Source organism: Xanthomonas graminis pv. graminis, assembly GCF_030168915.1.
GTDB lineage: Bacteria > Pseudomonadota > Gammaproteobacteria > Xanthomonadales > Xanthomonadaceae > Xanthomonas_A > Xanthomonas_A translucens.
Genome location: NZ_CP076255.1, coordinates 3,903,582 through 3,921,169, shown reverse-complemented (window position 1 = coordinate 3,921,169; position 17,588 = coordinate 3,903,582). Strand labels below are relative to the sequence as shown.

The following is a 17,588-nucleotide window of genomic DNA, read 5'->3' as shown; positions in this document are numbered from 1 at the left end:
TCGATTCAGAGAATGCCACTGTAGGAGCGGCTTCAGCCGCGACGGGTATTACCGGGGAAGCCCCGGTCGCGGCTGAAGCCGCTCCTACAGTTTGTAAGAAAAAGCGCGGTGGCGGCCGCCTGCGGCGCGTTACAGTTTGGCGCGCTGCTCGCGCAGGCCGGCCAGTTGCGTGGTCCAGTCGGCCAGGCGTGCGCGTTCCTGCTCGACCACTGCCGCCGGTGCGTTCTGCACGAAGGTGGCATTGCCGAGCTTGCCGTTGCACTTGCCGATCTCCGCGTCCACGCGCTTGATTTCCTTGTCCAGGCGGGTGCGCTCGGCGTCCAGGTCGACCAGGCCCTCCAGCGGCACCAGCAGCCGCAGCTCGCCGACGATCGCGGCGGCGGCCGGCGGTGCGTCCTGCGCCGCGTCCAGCCACTGGATCGCCTCCAGCCGCAACAGGAACTTCAGCTGCGAGGCGAAACGTTGCACCCGCGTGCGGTCCTCGGCGTGGCCGCCCTGCAGCAGCAGCGGCACCAGCCTGGAAGGCGGCACGTTGAGTTCGCTGCGCACGCGGCGCAGCGCCGAGACCATCGCCTTGAGCCATTCGATGTCGGCTTCGGCACCGGCGTAGGCACTCACGTCAAAATCGCCGGCGCGCGGATACGGCTGCAGCGAGATGGTCGGCGCGGCGATGCCCAGGCGCGGCGCCACCTGCTGCCACAGTTCCTCGGTGACGAACGGGGTCAGCGGATGCAGCAGGCGCAACAGCGTCTCCAGCACCTGCAGCAGGGTGTGGCGGGTGCTGTCGGCGGCCGCGGCATCGTCGCCGTTCAAGGCCGGCTTGGTCAGCTCCAGGAACCAGTCGCAGAACTCGTTCCAGGCGAACTCGTACAGGCATTGCGCGAGCAGATCGAAACGGTAGGCGGCGTAATGCGCCTGCGCCTCGGCACTGACCTTGTCCAGCCGCACCAGAATCCACTTCTCGGCATCGGTGGTCGGCACGTGCTGGGCCGTAGCCTGATGCAAAGCGGTGTCCGCATGGTTCGCCCTCTGGGCGCGTGGCGACGCGTTTGTCTCTGTCGCCGCCGCGGGATCCTCGGGGCGCGTATTCATCAGCACGAAGCGGCTGGCATTCCACAGCTTGTTGCAGAAGTTCTTGTAGCCCTCGGCGCGGCCAAGGTCGAACTTGATGTCGCGGCCGTGGCCGGCCAGCGCGGCGATGGTGAAGCGCAGCGCGTCGGCGCCGTGGGCGATGATGCCCTCGGGGAATTCCTTGCGCGTGGCCTTTTCGATCTTCTCGGCCATGCGCGGCTGCATCAGCCCGCTGGTGCGCTTGGCGACCAGGTCTTCGATGCTGATGCCGTCGATGATGTCCAGCGGGTCGAGCACGTTGCCCTTGGACTTGGACATCTTCTGCCCGTCCTTGTCGCGGATCAGGCCGGTGATGTACACGTCGCGGAACGGCACCTGGCCGGTGAAGCTGTCGGTGGCCATGATCATCCGCGCCACCCAGAAGAAGATGATGTCGAAGCCGGTGACCAGCACGCTCGACGGCAGGTAGCGGTCGAAGCCGCGCTCGGCCATCGCCTGCGGATCGGGCCAGCCCATCGTCGAGAACGGCCACAGCTGCGAGGAGAACCAGGTCTCCAGCACGTCGTTGTCCTGGTGCAGGGCGATGTCGGCGCCGAGGCCGTGCTTGGCGCGCACGTCCGCCTCGTCGTGGCCGACGTAGCAAGTGCCGGCGTCGTCGAACCACGCCGGAATGCGATGGCCCCACCACAGCTGGCGGCTGATGCACCAGTCCTGGATGTTCTCCATCCAGTGGCGATAGGTGTTGATCCAGTTCGGCGGCACGAACTTGACCTGGCCCGACTCGACCAGCTCCAGGCCGCGCTTGGCCAGCGCGTCCATCTTCACGAACCACTGGTCGGTGAGGTAGGGCTCGATCACCTGGCCGGTGCGGTCGCCGCGCGGCACCTGCAGTTTGTGCGGTTTGGTCTCAATCAGCAGGCCGAGGTCTTCTAGGTCGGCCAGCACTGCCTTGCGCGCGTCGTAGCGGTCCAGGCCGCGATACTTCTCCGGCGCGTTGTCGTTGATCGCCGCGGTCGGGGTGAACAGGTTGATCATCGGCAGGCTGTGCCGTACGCCGACCTGGTAATCATTGAAATCGTGCGCCGGCGTCACCTTGACCACGCCAGTGCCGAACGCGCGGTCCACGTAGTCGTCGCCGATCACCGGCACGCGGCGGCCGGTCAGCGGTAGCGTCACCGTCTTGCCGATCAGGTGCGCGTAGCGTGTGTCGTCCGGATGCACCATCACTGCGGTGTCACCGAGCAGGGTTTCCGGGCGCGTGGTGGCCACCACCAGAGAGTCGCGGGTTTCGCGCAGGGTCTCGTTGCCGTCGGCATCGTGCTCGACGTGCTCGTAGCTGGCGCCGTCCTCCAGCGCGTAGGCGATCGACCACAGGAAACCGTCTTCCTCCACGTTCTCCACTTCCAGGTCGGAGATTGCGGTCTTCAGCACCGGGTCCCAGTTGACCAGGCGCTGTCCGCGGTAGATCAGGCCCTGCTCGTGCCAGCGCACGAACGCCTCGACCACCGCCGCCGACGGCTGCGGGTCCATGGTGAAAGTGCTGCGCGACCAGTCGCTGGAGGTGCCCAGGCGGCGCATCTGCCGCTCGATGGTGTCGCCCGACTGCGCCTTCCATTCCCACACCTTGGCGATGAAGCCCTCGCGCCCCAGCGCGTCGCGGGTTTCGCCCTTGCCCGCCAGCGCCAGGTTGCGCGACACCACCATCTCGGTGGCGATGCCGGCGTGGTCGCTGCCGACCTGCCACAGCGTGTCGAAGCCGCGCATGCGGTGGTAGCGCACCAGCGCATCCATCAGCGTCTGCTGGAAGGCGTGGCCCATGTGCAGGGTGCCGGTCACGTTGGGCGGCGGCAGCAGCACCGTGTACGCCTCGCCCTGCCCGGACGGCTTGAAGTAGCCGGCCGCTTCCCACTGGGCGTACAGGCGCGATTCGAAGGAGGTGGGGTCGTAGCTGGGGGCGAGGGTGGTCATGGGGAAGCCGGTATTCGTTATTCGGGATTAGGGATTCGCGCGGAGGGTGCCGATGCAAGGATGCCGGGGATCTGGAGATCCATCCCCAATCCCCAATCCCCGCTTCATCACATGTCGTACTTGCTGACTTCGAAGCCAAGCGCCTTGTACTGTTTCCAGCGTTCGCGCAGCGGCTCGCGCGCGGCGGGGTCGGCCGGCACCACTTCCAGCACGCGCTCGCAGGCGCCGAGGTAGGCGTCGTCGCGCAGGTTGATCACCAGCGCGCGCGACGGCGCTTCCACGCCGGGCGGGACGATCAGCACCTGCGCCTCTTCCTCGTCGACATCGGCGCCGGCGATCTGGTGCGGGATGTAGGCGTCGTCGTCGAACGCCCACAGCAGTTCGTCCAGCTCCTCGGCCTGCGCCCGGTCGCGCGCCAGCACCAGCGTCCACAGGTTGGCGTCGTTGGCCTTGCGCGCCAGCTCGCAGACCAGCCGCAGCGGCTCGGTGAGGAAGCGCGGCTTGGCGATCAGGTAGAAGTCGGCGCGCATCAGGGGCCGGGACTCGGGACCCGGGACTCGGGACTCGGAAAGCGGGTTCGCGAGTAACGGCGACTCTTTCTGGAATCCAGCAAGATCCTGCCGGTGCTGACGCAGATTCGGGACAATGACATGGCAGCGCCTTACCGAGTCCCGAGTCCCGAGTCCCGAGTCCCGGCTCTATCCAGCAACCACTGACTCAACAACCCCACCGGCCGTCCGGTCGCCATGCCGCGCTTGCCTTCGTCGCTGGCCACGCCGGCGATGTCCAGGTGCGCCCAGCGCTGGCCTTCGGTGAAGCGTGACAGGAAGCAGCCGGCGGTGATGGCGCCGGCCCAGCGGCCGCCGATGTTGTAGACGTCGGCGAAGCTGGAATCGAGCAGGCCCTGGTATTCGTCCCACAGCGGCAGGCGCCAGGCGCGGTCGAACACGTGCTCGCCGGCGGCCAGCAGTTCGTTGGCCAGGTCGTCGTGCTTGCTCATCAGGCCGGCGGTCTGGTGGCCGAGGGCGACCATGCAGGCGCCGGTGAGGGTGGCCACGTCGATCAGCGCCTCGGGGTTGAAGCGTTCGGCGTAGGTCAGCGCGTCGCACAGGATCAGGCGGCCTTCGGCGTCGGTGTTGCCGACTTCGATGGTCTTGCCGGACATGCTGGTGATCACGTCGGAGGGGCGGTAGGCGTCGCCGTCGATCGCGTTCTCCACCGCCGGCACCACCACCACCAGGTTCAGCGGCAGGCGCGCGGTGGCGGTGGCGACGAAGGTGCCGATGACGTTGGCGCCGCCGCACATGTCGTACTTCATCTCCTCGATGCCGCCCTGGGTCTTCAGGTTGACGCCGCCGGTGTCGAAGGTGATGCCCTTGCCGACCAGCACGTAGGGCTTGGCGTCGCCGCCGCCGTTCCACTTCAGCACCAGCAGCCGCGGGCGGTTGGCCGAGCCGCGCGCCACCGCCAGCAGCGAGCCCATGCCCAGCGCCTGCATCTGCGTTTCGTCCAGGATCTCGGCCTCGGCGCCGTCGATGCCGTGGGCGAATGCCGCGGCAGTCTCGGCCAGGTAGGCCGGGGTGCACAGGTTCGGCGGCAGGTTGCCGAGCTCGCGGGCGAATGTCACGCCGGCGGCGATGGCCTGGCCCTGGGCCAGCGCGGTGGCGTCCTCGCCGAGCACGGCCAGGCTGGCCAGGCCGCCGTCGTCGGGCTTCTTCTTGCCCAGGGTGGCGGTGTAGCGGTAGCAGGCGTGGTCGCTGGCGATCACCGCCTGGCGGATCGCCCAGGCCTGGTCGCGGCCTTTGATCTCCAGTTCGGACAGGGTGAACAGCGCCCTGGCCGCCGGCCCGCTCTTCAGTGCGCGCGCCGCGTCGCCGACCGCCTTCAGGTACTGCGGCACGCCGAACTTGGCGGCCTCGCCCAGGCCGACCACCAGCACGCGCGGCGCGGTCACCCCGGGCAGGTCGTGCAGCAGCGCGCTGGCGCCGGTCTTGCCGCTGAGGTCGCCGCGGCCGGCCAGGGCGGTCAGGCGTCCGCCGCTGGCCGCATCCAGGGCCTGGGCGGCGGGCGATAGGCGCTTGTCGGCGAAGACGCCGACGACGATGCAATCGAACGCCGCAGTCGCCGGGGCGTCGTGGTTCAGGGTGAATTCCAGGGCCATTGATCAGATTCCGTTGGCAAATCCGTACAATCGCGGACTCTTTACCCCCAGTCGGATAGGCTGGGGCAGCCGCGAACGAATCCGAGAGTCTAAATCAACCCACCCCCATGCCGAAGCTCGATCGATACCTGCTGCGCGATTTCATCCAGAGCTTCCTGGCCACCCTCATCGTGCTGCTGGTGGTTAGCGTCGGCGGTGTGCTGGTCGATATCCTGGGCAACATCGCCGATGGCCGCATCCCGGCCAAGTTGCTGTTTTCCCAGTTGGGCCTGCAGTTCGTGGTGTATCTGCCGCTGATCCTGCCGCTGGCGCTGATGTTGGGCCTGCTGCTGGCGCTGGCGCGGCTGTACCGCGACTCGGAAATGGCGGTGATCACCGCCATCGGCGTCGGCCCGCGGCGCCTGCTGCGGCCGATCCTGATGCTGGTGGTGCCGGTGGTGGCCCTGGTCGGGCTGTGTTCGCTGTGGCTGGGTCCCTGGGCCGACCGCACCTCCGACCGGCTGATCGACGAGGCCAACCGCAGCCTGCTGATGGCCGGGCTGGAGGCCGGGCGCTTCACCACGCTGTCCGACGGCGGCATCGTCTACATCAGCACCCTGTCCGGCGACGGCACCAAGCTGGGCAAGGTGTTCATGCAGCGGCAGAAGGACGGCCGCCTGGACGTGGTCACCGCGCAGCGCGGGGCGATGTTCTTCGAGGGCCGGGCCGACCGTTACCTGCGCCTGGAGGACGGCTACCGCGTCGAGGGGCCGCTGGCCGGCGACGCCATGGACTACCGGCTGATGCGCTACGTCAGCAACGACGTGGCCCTGCCCGACCGCAGCGAGGCGCGCAAGGACGACGATCCCGAGCTATTGCCCACCGCCAAGCTGATCGGCGACCCGCGGCCGCAGGCCAATGCGCAGCTGCACGCGCGCATCGCCCCGCCGCTGCTGGCGCTGGCCTTCGCCCTGCTGACCCTGCCGCTGTCGCGCAGTTCGCCGCGGCAGCAGCGCTACGGCCGGATCATGCTGGCGTTCCTGGCCTATCTGGTCGGCACCAACCTGATGTTCATCGGCACCCAGTGGCTGAGCACCGACAAGCTGCCGCGCGCGCTGGGCCTGTGGTGGCTGACCGTGCCGCTGCTGGTGCTGGCGGTGTGGACCTATCTGCGCGACGGCCAGCTGTCGCGGCCGCGGAGGCAGGCGGCATGAGGCTGCGTCCGAACCTGCACGACGTCTACGTCGGCCGTGCCGTGCTCGGCACCGTCCTGCTGACCTGGGCGGTGCTGCTCGGGCTCGACGTGATCATGGCCTTGTCCAACGAATTCAAGGACATCGGCAAGGGCAGCTACAGCCTGGGCCACGCCGTGGCGTTCGTCGCCTACACCGTGCCGCGGCGCGCCTACACCCTGTTCCCGACCGGGGCGGTGATCGGCGTGCTGATGGGCCTGGGCCAGCTGGCGGCCACCTCCGAACTGACCGCGCTGCGCGCGCTGGGCCTGTCGCGGCGGCGGCTGAGCGTGGCCGCGGCGGCGACGATGTTGCTGCTGACCGTGGCGATGGTGTTCAGCGGCGAGACCCTGGCGCCGTGGGCGCAGAACCAGGCCGACACGATCAAGGCCAACGCCAAGTACAACGGCAACATGAGCATGGCCCGCTATTCCGGGGTCTGGGCGCGCGAGGGCGACACCTTCCTCAACGCGCAGAGCGGCGAAGAGCATCTGGAGGAGGCAGGCGGCACCTGGCTGGAACTGCGCGACGTGCGCCTGTACACGCTGGACCAGGCCGGGCGCTTGGCCTCGCTGACCCATGCCACCACCGCCGAGCACCGCAGCAGCGGCTGGACCCTGAAGCAGGTGTACCGCGATACCTTCGCCGAACGCGCGGTGCAGCGCGAGAAATTCGACAGCCTGCCATGGGCCTCGCGGCTGGACGCCGCTGCGCTGGCCTCGGGCCTGGCCAAGCCGCGCAACCTGTCCGCGCACGACCTGCACACCAGCATCGAGTACCGGCGCCGCAACGGCCTGGACGCGCGCGACTACGAGGACCAGTACTGGAGCCGCTGGTTCTATCCGGTCAACGTGCTGGCGCTGTGCTTCGCGGCGATCCCGTTCGCGTTCGGCGCGCTGCGCAGCGGCGGCATGGGCAAGCGGCTGTTCCTGGGCATCCTGTTCGCGCTGGTGTTCTGGCTGCTGCAGCTGTTCTTCGGGCGCATGGCCGGCGCGCTCAAGTTCGACTACCGCATCGCCTACGCGTTGCCGCCGCTGGTGATGCTGACCGTGTCGTGGCTGTTGTTCCGCAAACGCAGCAGTTGAGTCGATGCGCCGATTGAGCCTGCTCGGCGTGGGCTTGTGCCTGCTGTATGCAGTGCCGACCGCGTTGTGCGTGTGGGAAGCCCAAGGTGCCGACGACAAAGGGCACTTCGTGTTGCTGCAACTGCCGTTGACTCCGCAGTTGCTGGTGCTGGATGCGCTCGGGGCCGACGCTTGGTTGCGAGGCATGTCCTGGATTGCCGGTTACTTGTTGCTGGTGCCGCCGCTGTTGCTATTGCTGTATTTGGCCGGACATCTGCTGGGGGCGATGTTGCGCCGCGCTGCGGTAGGCCTTGCGCGTCCGGGCTGAGCGAAACGCCTTGCGCCGCGGTGGCATTGACGCGGCGATGGGGTTCGCCGTGTGCCCGTACGTTGCGGTCAGGGCTTTTGCTTCGGAAGTCGAACCAACCGCGTGCCGCTGGCGCGGTCGTGCCACGTCAACCGTTCGCGATCGAACAGCGCCCACCAGAACCCAAGCCCGCCCAGCAGCAGCGACAGCGTGCCGACCAGGTAGCGCCGCCATAGCGCGCCCCAGTTCGGCGTGCCGCCATCGGCGCCGTGCAGGCGCAGCCGCCACGGGCGCATGCCCAGGGTCTGGCCGCCGCGGCGCCAGCTCAGCGTCGCGTACAGCCCGGCCGCCAGCCAGCAGCACAGCCACAACAGCCACTGCAGGGCGCTGAACGGAGCGATGTTCTCGCGCGGCGCATGGCCTTCGAGCGTGTAGCCCAGGGTGAACAGCGCGGAGATCGCGAACCACAGCGCCAGCACCGGCCAGGCATCGTAGAACAGCGCCAGCAGCCGCCACGGCAGCAGCGCGCGCGGACGGGAAGCGGTGGCGGTGGACGCGGCGGTCATCGCCACAGCTTAGCGGCAGCGCCAGCGGCGCGTCACCGGCCGTCACCGCGATCGGCGCAGCCCCCGCCTTGCGCCACGCGAAGCCGGCGCTAGGCTTTGCCGAGTCCCGTAAGCTCCCGAGTCCCGTAAGCTCCCCCGATGCCCGAACTGCGCACCCCCGCCGAACGCCGCCAACAGGCGCAACGGCTCGCCCCGCTGCGCGATGCCGATGCCGTCGCGATCCAGCAGTTCCTGGACACGGCCTGGGCCGAGCAGGGGCTGGCGCGGCAGAGTCTGGACAGCTACCGGCGCGACCTGGAAGGCTTCGCGCGCTGGCGCGACGGCGCCGGCGGTGGCCTGCCCGGGGCCGATCGCCAGGCCTTGTTCGACTATCTGGCCTGGCGCACCCGATTGGGCTATTCGCAGCGCAGCAACGCGCGCTGGCTGTCGTCGCTGCGCGCGTTCTTCGCCTTGCGCCTGCGCCGCGGCGAGCGCAGCGACGACCCGACCGCGCTGATCGACCCGCCCAAGCTGCCGCGCTCCCTGCCCAAGGCGCTGGCCGAAAGCCAGATCGACGCGCTGCTGGCGACGCCGGACGACACCGATCCGGCCGGCCTGCGCGACCGCGCCATGCTCGAGCTGATGTACGCGGCCGGGCTGCGGGTCAGCGAGCTGGTCAACCTGCCGGCGAACGCGGTGAACCTGCGCCAGGGCGTGCTGCGGGTCACCGGCAAGGGCAGCAAGGAACGCCTGGTGCCGCTGGGCGAGGAATCGCAGCACTGGCTGCAGCGCTACCTGGACACGGCGCGGTCGGCGCTGGCGGCGGGGCAGGCGGTGCCGGCCAGCGACGGCACCGTGCCGATGTTCATCGATGCGGCGCGGCACCCGCTGAGCCGGCAGCAGTTCTGGGGCCTGGTCAAGCGCTACGCGGGGCTGGCCGGCATCGACCCGGCTGCGGTCAGCCCGCACGGGCTGCGCCACAGCTTCGCCACCCACCTGCTCAACCGCGGCGCCGACCTGCGCGCGCTGCAGATGCTGCTCGGCCACAGCTCGCTGTCCACCACCCAGATCTACACCCTGGTCGCGCGCGAACACCTGCAGAAGCTGCACAGCAAGCACCATCCGCGCGGCTGAGCCGCCCGCGCTGCGCCCGTGTCCGCTTGCGCGGGCGGTGCCGCGGCCGCTCAGGCTGGCTACATGGAGCGGACCAATCGGTATGCGACAATCCAGCCGATCCGCCGCCCTCATGGATAGCCAATGCTCCGTTTTGCTCTTTTTGCGCTGCTGGGCGCCACGACCCTTTCCGCCTGTGCGCAGCCGGCTTCACCCACCGGCGCTGCCGCCGCCCCGGCCAAGCCGGCGGCCGCCCCCGCTGGCGCCCCGGGCGACCAGCGCGTGCGTGCGGCGCTGCTGCAGCTGGACCCGAACTTCAAGCCCGACTTCATCGGCGCCGCGCCGTTCCCGGGCTTCCGCGAAGTGGTGGTCGGCGGGCAGGTGCTGTACGTGTCCGACGACGGCCGCTATCTGTTCCAGGCGCAGCCGTTCGACATCCAGGAAAAGCAGTTCGCCTCCAGCGAAGGCCTGCTGAGCTACCGCCGCAAGCTGCTGGAATCGGCGCCGCGCAGCGAGCGCATCGTGTTCGCCCCGGCCAACCCCAAGTACACCATCAGCGTGTTCACCGACATCGAATGCGGCTACTGCCGCAAGCTGCACAGCGAGATCGCCGAGCTCAACAAGCAGGGCATCGCGGTGGAGTACCTGGCGTTCCCGCGCATGGGCCTGGGCAGCCAGGACTACAAGGACATGGTCGCGGTGTGGTGCGCGGCCGACAAGAAGACGGCGCTGACCGAGGCCAAGGCCAACGGCAAGGTGCCGAGCGCGACCAGCTGCAAGAACCCGGTGACCATGCAGTACAACCTGGGCCAGCGCCTGGGCGTCAACGGCACCCCGGCGATCTTCGCCCCGGACGGCACCCAGCTCGGCGGCTACCTGCCGCCGGCGCAAATGCGCGAGGCGCTGGACAAGCGTGCGGCTGAGGTGGGGCGGGCGGGGGGGAGTCGCTGAGCTGTCGGGACTCGGGACCGGGGACTCGGGACTCGGGACTCGGGACTCGGAAAAGCGGGTTCCGGGTGGCTGATCCGTTGTCGGCGGACGATGCGTTCCGCGCCAACTAGTTCCTGATTTTCTTGGGTTTCTTCCGGTCGTCGGAAACTGCTTTTGCGAGTCCCGAGTCCCGAGTCCCGAGTCCCGAGTCCCGGCTACACTACACAGCCCGTTTACCTCACACGGTTCCCCGGACATGATCGTCCTCGAGGGCGCTTCCGCCCTTTCGCCGTTCCGCCGCGCTCGGCTCGAAACCCGCCTGCACTCCGTCGTTCCCGGTCTGCGCATCGCTGGCGCCTGGCACGTCTACTTCATCGACAGCGACGCCGACGCCGCGGTGGACACCGCCGCCGCGCAGCGCATCCTGCAGGCGCAGGACGCGCCGGCCGTGGCCGAGGCGGGCACCTGCTCGCGCTACGTGGTGCCGCGGCTGGGTACGCGCTCGCCGTGGTCGAGCAAGGCCACCGAACTGCTGCGCGGCGCCGGCCTGGCGATCCGCCGGGTGGAGCGCGGCACCCGCCTGGACCTGGCCGGCTGGCCGGAAGACGCCCTCCAACAGGCGGCGCTGGCCAAGCTGCTGCACGACCCGATGACCCAGTCGCTGCTGGACGGCGCGGCGCAGGCGCAGGCGCTGTTCCAGGCGCCGGCGCGCGGCGACGTCGAGCGCATCGCGCTGGACCAGCTGGACGCGGCCAACGCGCGGCTGGGCCTGGCCCTGGCCCAGGACGAGATCGATTACCTGCGCCAGCGCTTCGGCGAACTCGGCCGCGATCCCGCCGACGTCGAACTGATGATGTTCGCACAGGCCAATTCCGAGCACTGCCGGCACAAGATCTTCAACGCCAGCTGGAGCATCGACGGCAAGGAGCAGGAACGCTCGCTGTTCCGGATGATCAAACACACCCACCAGCAGACCCCGCAGCACACGCTCAGCGCGTACAGCGACAATGCGGCGGTGGTGGAAGGCCATCCGGCCGCGCGCTACCGCCCGGACCCGGCCAGCGGCGAATACCGCAGCGAGGCGGTGACGCCGTCGGCGTTCTGCATCAAGGTCGAGACCCATAACCACCCGACCGCGATCGCGCCGTTCCCGGGCGCCGCCACCGGCGCCGGCGGCGAGATCCGCGACGAGGGTGCCACCGGCCGCGGCGGCAAGCCCAAGGCCGGCCTGACCGGCTTCAGCGTCTCGCACCTGCGCATTCCGACCCTGCCGCAGCCGTGGGAAGCCGCGCGCCCGTTGAACCCGCGCATGGCCCCGGCGCTGGAGATCATGCTCGAGGCCCCGCTCGGCGGCGCCGCGTTCAACAACGAATTCGGCCGGCCCAACCTGCTCGGTTATTTCCGCAGCTTCGAACTGCCCGAGACGCAGGAACTGACCCGCGCCTACGACAAGCCGATCATGCTGGCCGGCGGCCTCGGCGCGATCGACCGCATCCAGGTCGAGAAGATCCGCCTGCAGCCGGGCGATGCGGTGATCGTGCTCGGCGGCCCGGCGATGCTGATCGGCCTGGGCGGCGGCGCGGCCAGTTCGGTGGCCTCCGGCGACAGCGCCGAGGACCTGGATTTCGCCAGCGTGCAGCGCGATAACCCGGAGATGGAGCGGCGCGTGCAGGAGGTCATCGACCGCTGCGTGGCGCTGGGCGCCGACAACCCGATCCGCTGGTTCCACGACGTCGGCGCCGGCGGCCTGTCCAACGCGATTCCCGAACTGCTGCACGACTCCGGCGTAGGCGGCATCATCGACCTGGACCGCGTGCCCAGCGACGACCCGTCGCTGTCGCCGATGCAGCTGTGGTGCAACGAATCGCAGGAGCGCTACGTACTCGGCGTGCCGCAGGCGCGCCTGACCGAATTCGCCGCGATCTGCGCACGCGAGCGCTGCCCGTTCGCCGCGGTCGGCGTGGCGACGGCGGAGGAGCGGCTGGTGGTGGGTTATGGAGTGCTCGGGACTCGGGACTCGGGACTCGGGACTCGGATGGAGCAAATGCAGGCGGTAAGCACCCTGCATGCGCCGACCGTCGATCTCGCAGTTTCCGCTGAACCCGCTTCTTCCGAGTCCCGAGTCCCGAGTCCCGAGTCCCGAGACCACCCCATCGACCTCCCCATGGACGTGCTGTTCGGCAAGCCGCCAAAGATGCACCGCGATGCGCGGCAGCCGCCGGCGCCGCGTTGGCCGGAGCTGGACACCGATACGCTGGACCTGCGCGACGCCGGGCTGCGCGTGCTGGCGCATCCGGCGGTGGCGGCGAAGAGCTTCCTGGTCACCATCGGCGACCGCAGCGTCGGCGGGCTGACCGCGCGCGAGCAGATGATCGGTCCGTGGCAGCTGCCGCTGGCCGACTGCGCGATCACCCTGGCCGGGTTCGACACCCATGCCGGCGAAGCGATGGCGATCGGCGAGCGCACCCCGCTGGCGCTGCTCGATGCCGCCGCCGCGGCGCGCATGGCGGTCGGCGAGGCGATCACCAACCTGTGCGCGGCGCCGGTCGAGGCGCTGGCCCAGGTCAAGCTGTCGGCGAACTGGATGGCCGCGGCCAACCACCCTGGCGAGGACGCGCGGCTGTACGCCGCGGTCAAGGCAGTGGGCATGGAACTGTGCCCGCAGCTGGACCTGAGCATTCCGGTCGGCAAGGATTCGTTGTCGATGCAGGCGCAGTGGGTGGTGGCCGGGACTCGGGACTCGGGACTCGGGACTCGGCAAGAGCAAGAGCCTGGTTCCGCGCCATTCCGCAATGCCGACACCGCCGCCGTTACGAGTCCCGAGTCCCGAGTCCCGAGTCCCGGCGAAACGCATAAAAGCGTTTCGCCCGTCTCCCTCATCGTCACCGCATTCGCCCCGGTGGCCGACGCGCGCGCGCAGCTGACGCCGTTGCTGGCGCGCGAGGCGGAGAGCGAGCTGTGGTTGATCGGGTTGGGCGGCGGCAAGCAGCGCCTGGGCGGGTCGGTGCTGGCGCAGGTGCATGCCGAGGGCGGCGTGCCGGCGTTCGGCGGCGCGGTGCCGGACCTGGACGATGCGCAGCGCCTGCGCGCGTTCTTCGAACTGATCCGCGATGCGCGCCAGGCCGGGCTGCTGCTGGCCTACCACGACCGCAGCGACGGCGGCGCCTTCGCCACCCTGTGCGAGATGGCGTTCGCCTCGCGCCAGGGCCTGGAGATCAACCTCGATGCCTGGGGCGACGATCCGTTCCGCAGTCTGTTCAACGAGGAACTGGGCGCGGTGGTGCAGGTCGCCAACGAAGACCGTGCCGCGTTCGCCGATCTGATCGAGCGGCATGCACTGACCGAGTGTGCGCAGCGCATCGCCCGTCCCAGCACTGCCGCGGTGGTGCGCGTGGGGCTGGCCGGCAAGACCCTGGCCGAATGGCGCTGGGAGGAGCTGTTCGACGCGTGGTGGTCGGTGAGCCACGCCATGCAGAAGCTGCGCGACAACCCCGACAGTGCCGACGAGGAGCGCGCGGTGGCGCGCGATTTCGCCGCGCCGGGGCTGAAGCCGAAGCTGGCGTTCGACCCTGCCGAGGATGTGGGAGCGCCGTTCGTCGCCAGTGGGCACAGGCCCAAGGTGGCGATCCTGCGCGAGCAGGGCGTCAACGGTCAGATCGAGATGGCCCATGCGTTCGAGCGTGCCGGCTTCCGCGCCTTCGACGTGCATATGAGCGACCTGATCGCCGGCCGCGTGGACCTGGCCGATTTCACCGGCCTGGCCGCCTGCGGCGGTTTCAGCTACGGCGACGTGCTCGGCGCCGGCCGCGGCTGGGCCACCTCGATCCTGGAGCGGCCGGTGTTGCGCGATGCGTTCGCGGCGTTCTTCGCGCGCCCCGACAGCTTCGCGCTGGGCGTGTGCAATGGCTGCCAGATGCTCAGCCAGCTCAAGGACATCATCCCCGGCGCCGAGCACTGGCCGCGTTTCCTGCGCAACCGCAGCGAGCAGTTCGAGGCCCGCACCAGCCTGCTGGAAGTGGTGGAATCGCCATCGATCTTCCTGCGCGGCATGGCCGGTTCGCGGATCCCGGTGGCGGTGGCGCACGGCGAAGGCCGCGCCGAGTTCGACAACGCCGTGGACCAGGCCGCCGCGCGCGTGGCGTTGCGCTTCGTCGACGGCAACGGCGAGGTCGCGCAGCGCTATCCGCTGAACCCGAACGGCTCGCCCGACGGCATCACCGGCCTGACCAGCGACGACGGCCGGGTGACGATCCTGATGCCGCATCCCGAGCGCACCCCGCGCTCGCTCAATCTCAGCTGGCACCCCGACGGCTGGGCGGACGCTTCGCCGTGGCTGCGCATGTTCCGCAACGCGCGGGTGTGGGTGGGTTGAGCATCCGCTGCTGCCGCGTCCGCCACGGAGGACGTGGCGGCGCGAACGCACGCCGGCGCTGGGGCGGACCTTTGCGCGCTTGCGGCGCCTGCGCTGCTCTACCGGAGCTCAACATCAAGGACCGCAGCTAGCCCCAACGCAGCCGGGGCGCCGACCTGGGCGCCCCGCACCGGCCTTGGTCAGAATTCCGTCCAGCTGCTTTCGTTGCTGGGAGTGGCAACCACCGCACGCAGCCTGGACGTGGCAGCGCGTCCGTCCGTCGTCACTTTGACCTCGACCGCCGGCGCCGCCGCCGGTCCTGGCGCGGCCCGCCTTGCCTCAACCGCATGGCGGGCGTCGATCTTGAACACCGCGACCGCTTCGGTGAGCTGCATCGCCTGGTCCTCGAGCGAGCGAGCGGCGGCGGTGGCTTCTTCCACCAGTGCCGCGTTCTGCTGGGTGGCCTCGTCCATCTGGGTGATGGTCTGGTTGACCTGCTCGATGCCGGACGATTGTTCCTGCGACGCAGCGGAGATCTCGCCCATGATGTCTGTGACCCGCTGCACGCTGGCCACTACCTCGCTCATGGTCTCGCCGGCGCTGTGCACCAGCGAGGAGCCTTCGGCCACGCGCTGTACCGAGTCCTGGATGAGATCCTTGATTTCCTTGGCCGCGCCGGAGGAACGCTGTGCCAACATGCGTACTTCCGAGGCCACTACCGCAAAGCCGCGGCCCTGTTCGCCGGCACGCGCCGCTTCCACGGCCGCGTTCAAGGCCAGGATGTTGGTCTGGAACGCGATGCCGTCGATGACCGAGATGATGTCGGCAATCTTCTTGGACGAGGCTTCGATGCCGCTCATGGTCTCGACGACCTTGTCCACGACCTGGCCGCCCTGCGCGGCCACGCTGGCCGCGCCGATGGCAAGCTGGTTGGCCTGGCGCGCGCCATCGGCGTTCTGCTTGACGGTGGAGGTGAGCTCCTCCATCGAGGCGGCGGTTTCCTCCAGATTGGCGGCCTGTTGCTCGGTGCGCTGCGACAGGTCCTGGTTGCCGGCGGCGATCTCGCTTGCGGCGCCCTTGATCGATGTGGCCGAGGTCTGGATGCTGCCGACGATCTGCGCCAACTGGCTGGCGGTGGCATTGGCGTCGTCGCGCATCTGCGAGAACACGCCGCGGAACTCGCCGCTCATGCGCACGGTGAGATCGCCGGCGGCGATGGCGCGCAACAACCGCGACAACTCGGCCAGGTTTGTATCGGTCGTCTGCATCAGGTTGTTCAAGCCTTCGACCATGCTACGGAAATCGTGGTCGAACGCGTTCGCATCCCCGCGGGTCGAGAAGTCGCCGGCCTCCGCTGCCTGCGCCAAGGCGAGAATCTGCTGATTGATCGCCTGCAGGTTGTGTTTGGTTGCCGCCATCGCATCGCTGAGGGCCGCCTTCTCGCCCGGCAATGCCGGCATGTCGGCCTGCATGTCGCCTACCGCGTAGCGCGACATGACGGACACCAGCTCCCGCTGGACCCGCACATGCGCATCGACCAGGTTGTTGGTGCCGGCCACCATGCGGCCGTACTCTCCTGGAAAACGCGCCGCATCCATGCGGTAGCTCATTTCGCCGGCGTCGTGCCGGCTGGCCATATGGTCTTGCGCTTCGATGACCGCGCGCAGCTGCGCCTGCATGGTGCCCATCGAGAGCAGCAGTTGGCCCATTTCGTCCATGCGGCGCGGCTCGATGCGACTGTTCAACTGGCCGGAGGACACCGCCGCAGATACCTTGACGGCCTCGGCGAGGGGCGCCAGTACCTGGCGCCGCAGCAACAGGTACAGACACACGCTCAGCAGAGCGGCCGAGAGCAGCCCCACCGCGATGATGACCCATAGCAACGTGCGTGCCTGCGCCATGACATGGTGTTTGGGCACCATGATGCCGAGCGCGAACATTTCCGGTGCCTTGCCCAACCGCATCGGGACGAACACGCGCAGCCAATCTTCGCCACCGATCGCGGCTTCATCGCTGCTCACTTGCCCCGCGCGCACTTTCGCCAGCATGGCCTGCGTGCCGGCGTCGGTCAGCTTCTTGCCCACCTGTTTGGCATCGGCGCTGGCCATCACGGCGCCGGTGGGCGACAGCAGCAGCGCCTGCCCCACGTCCAGCGGCCGCAGCGTCGCCACGCGCTTTTGCAGCGCGTCGAGCGAAATGGTGATGTTGACCGTGCCGAGGAAACGATCGCCTTCCATGATGGGCGTGCTCAAGGTCGTCATCAGCGTGTCGACGCCGGCAACCGGATAGTAGTAAGGCTCGATGACCACGGGCGCGTGGCTGCTGCGCGCAGCGAGATACCAGTCGCCCTCGCCGGGCTTGTCGTAGCTGTGCAGCGCCTCACGCACCAACTCGCCTTTTTGGTATGACCAATACACCATGAAACGGCCGGTCGCATCATGGAAGGGGGCGTTGGCGTTGCTGGCGTCGTGTCCGTCGAATGCGTTGGGTTCCCAGAGCGTACTGATGCCAAGCCAGTTCTTCTGCAGGCGCAGCTGCTCACGAAGCACCAATGCCGCCGAATCGCGGCTCGTGCCGGCAGTGCTGCGCTGGATTCTGAACGTATTGGCCAGCGTTGCCCCGGTGTTGAACGCCGCCCCGATGTCGGACGAGATCTCGCTTGCTTGGTGACGCGCTACCTCGCGCAGCATGCCTTGCGATGTCCCGAGCAACGCCTGGCTACTGCGCCAATAGCTGATGGCAGCGGTCATGCCGAAACACAGCAGGGCCAGGATGCCAGTGCCGATCATCAAACGGCTGGCGACGCTGTTGCGGCGAACTAGGGGCCTGCTCATTGGTGCTCCCGGGATGGATTTTCAGGTGTCGTG

At 68.9% G+C, this 17,588-nt stretch carries 11 protein-coding genes; 6 read left to right on the top strand and 5 right to left on the bottom strand.

The window, feature by feature from the left end; all coding sequences use genetic code 11:
• Positions 1-129: 129 nt before the first annotated feature.
• From KHF85_RS16965 to KHF85_RS16955, 3 genes are all read right to left on the bottom strand, one after another.
• Positions 130-3,039, bottom strand: a complete 2,910-nt coding sequence (locus tag KHF85_RS16965; protein WP_284567554.1) for a valine--tRNA ligase — start codon at positions 3,037-3,039, stop codon at positions 130-132.
• A gap of 107 nt (positions 3,040-3,146) precedes the next feature.
• Complete coding sequence (locus tag KHF85_RS16960; RefSeq protein WP_284569587.1) at positions 3,147-3,572, bottom strand: DNA polymerase III subunit chi; 426 nt, start codon at positions 3,570-3,572, stop codon at positions 3,147-3,149.
• Between the two features lie 128 nt (positions 3,573-3,700).
• Entirely contained in the window at positions 3,701-5,200 is a 1,500-nt protein-coding gene (locus KHF85_RS16955; RefSeq protein ID WP_053839608.1) for a leucyl aminopeptidase, read from the bottom strand.
• Positions 5,201-5,307: 107 nt separating this feature from the next.
• Between KHF85_RS16955 and lptF the strand changes: the two genes are divergently transcribed.
• From lptF to KHF85_RS16940, 3 genes are read left to right on the top strand one after another with little or no spacing between them, the layout of a single operon-like run.
• A complete protein-coding gene (lptF, locus tag KHF85_RS16950) occupies positions 5,308-6,393 on the top strand; it encodes an LPS export ABC transporter permease LptF (protein ID WP_003475921.1) in 1,086 nt (361 codons plus the stop codon).
• Positions 6,390-7,496: an LPS export ABC transporter permease LptG gene (lptG, locus tag KHF85_RS16945; RefSeq protein WP_284567553.1), complete on the top strand. Its 1,107-nt coding sequence runs from the start codon at positions 6,390-6,392 to the stop codon at positions 7,494-7,496. The genes lptF and lptG overlap by 4 nt, the downstream gene beginning before the upstream one ends.
• 4 nt (positions 7,497-7,500) lie before the next feature.
• A complete protein-coding gene (locus KHF85_RS16940) occupies positions 7,501-7,803 on the top strand; it encodes a hypothetical protein (RefSeq protein ID WP_284567552.1) in 303 nt (100 codons plus the stop codon).
• Between the two features lie 68 nt (positions 7,804-7,871).
• Here the strand turns inward: KHF85_RS16940 and KHF85_RS16935 are convergent, their stop codons facing one another.
• On the bottom strand, positions 7,872-8,348 hold the full coding sequence (locus tag KHF85_RS16935) for an RDD family protein (RefSeq protein ID WP_284567551.1): 477 nt from the start codon (positions 8,346-8,348) through the stop codon (positions 7,872-7,874).
• A 138-nt stretch (positions 8,349-8,486) separates the two neighbouring features.
• On the opposite strand from KHF85_RS16935, the gene xerD reads away from it, so the two are divergent.
• The 3 genes from xerD (at position 8,487) to purL (ending at position 14,742) form a co-directional block, all read left to right on the top strand.
• Positions 8,487-9,461, top strand: a complete 975-nt coding sequence (gene xerD / locus KHF85_RS16930; RefSeq protein WP_284567550.1) for a site-specific tyrosine recombinase XerD — start codon at positions 8,487-8,489, stop codon at positions 9,459-9,461.
• A 123-nt stretch (positions 9,462-9,584) separates the two neighbouring features.
• Entirely contained in the window at positions 9,585-10,391 is an 807-nt protein-coding gene (locus KHF85_RS16925; protein WP_284567549.1) for a DsbC family protein, read from the top strand.
• Positions 10,392-10,626: 235 nt separating this feature from the next.
• The gene (gene purL / locus KHF85_RS16920; protein ID WP_284567548.1) at positions 10,627-14,742 is read left to right on the top strand and encodes a phosphoribosylformylglycinamidine synthase; all 4,116 of its coding nucleotides are present in this window, start codon (positions 10,627-10,629) and stop codon (positions 14,740-14,742) included.
• Between the two features lie 179 nt (positions 14,743-14,921).
• Here purL and KHF85_RS16915 read toward each other — a convergent pair whose 3' ends face one another.
• A complete protein-coding gene (locus KHF85_RS16915; protein WP_284567547.1) occupies positions 14,922-17,555 on the bottom strand; it encodes a methyl-accepting chemotaxis protein in 2,634 nt (877 codons plus the stop codon).
• Between the last annotated feature and the right edge of the window lie 33 nt (positions 17,556-17,588).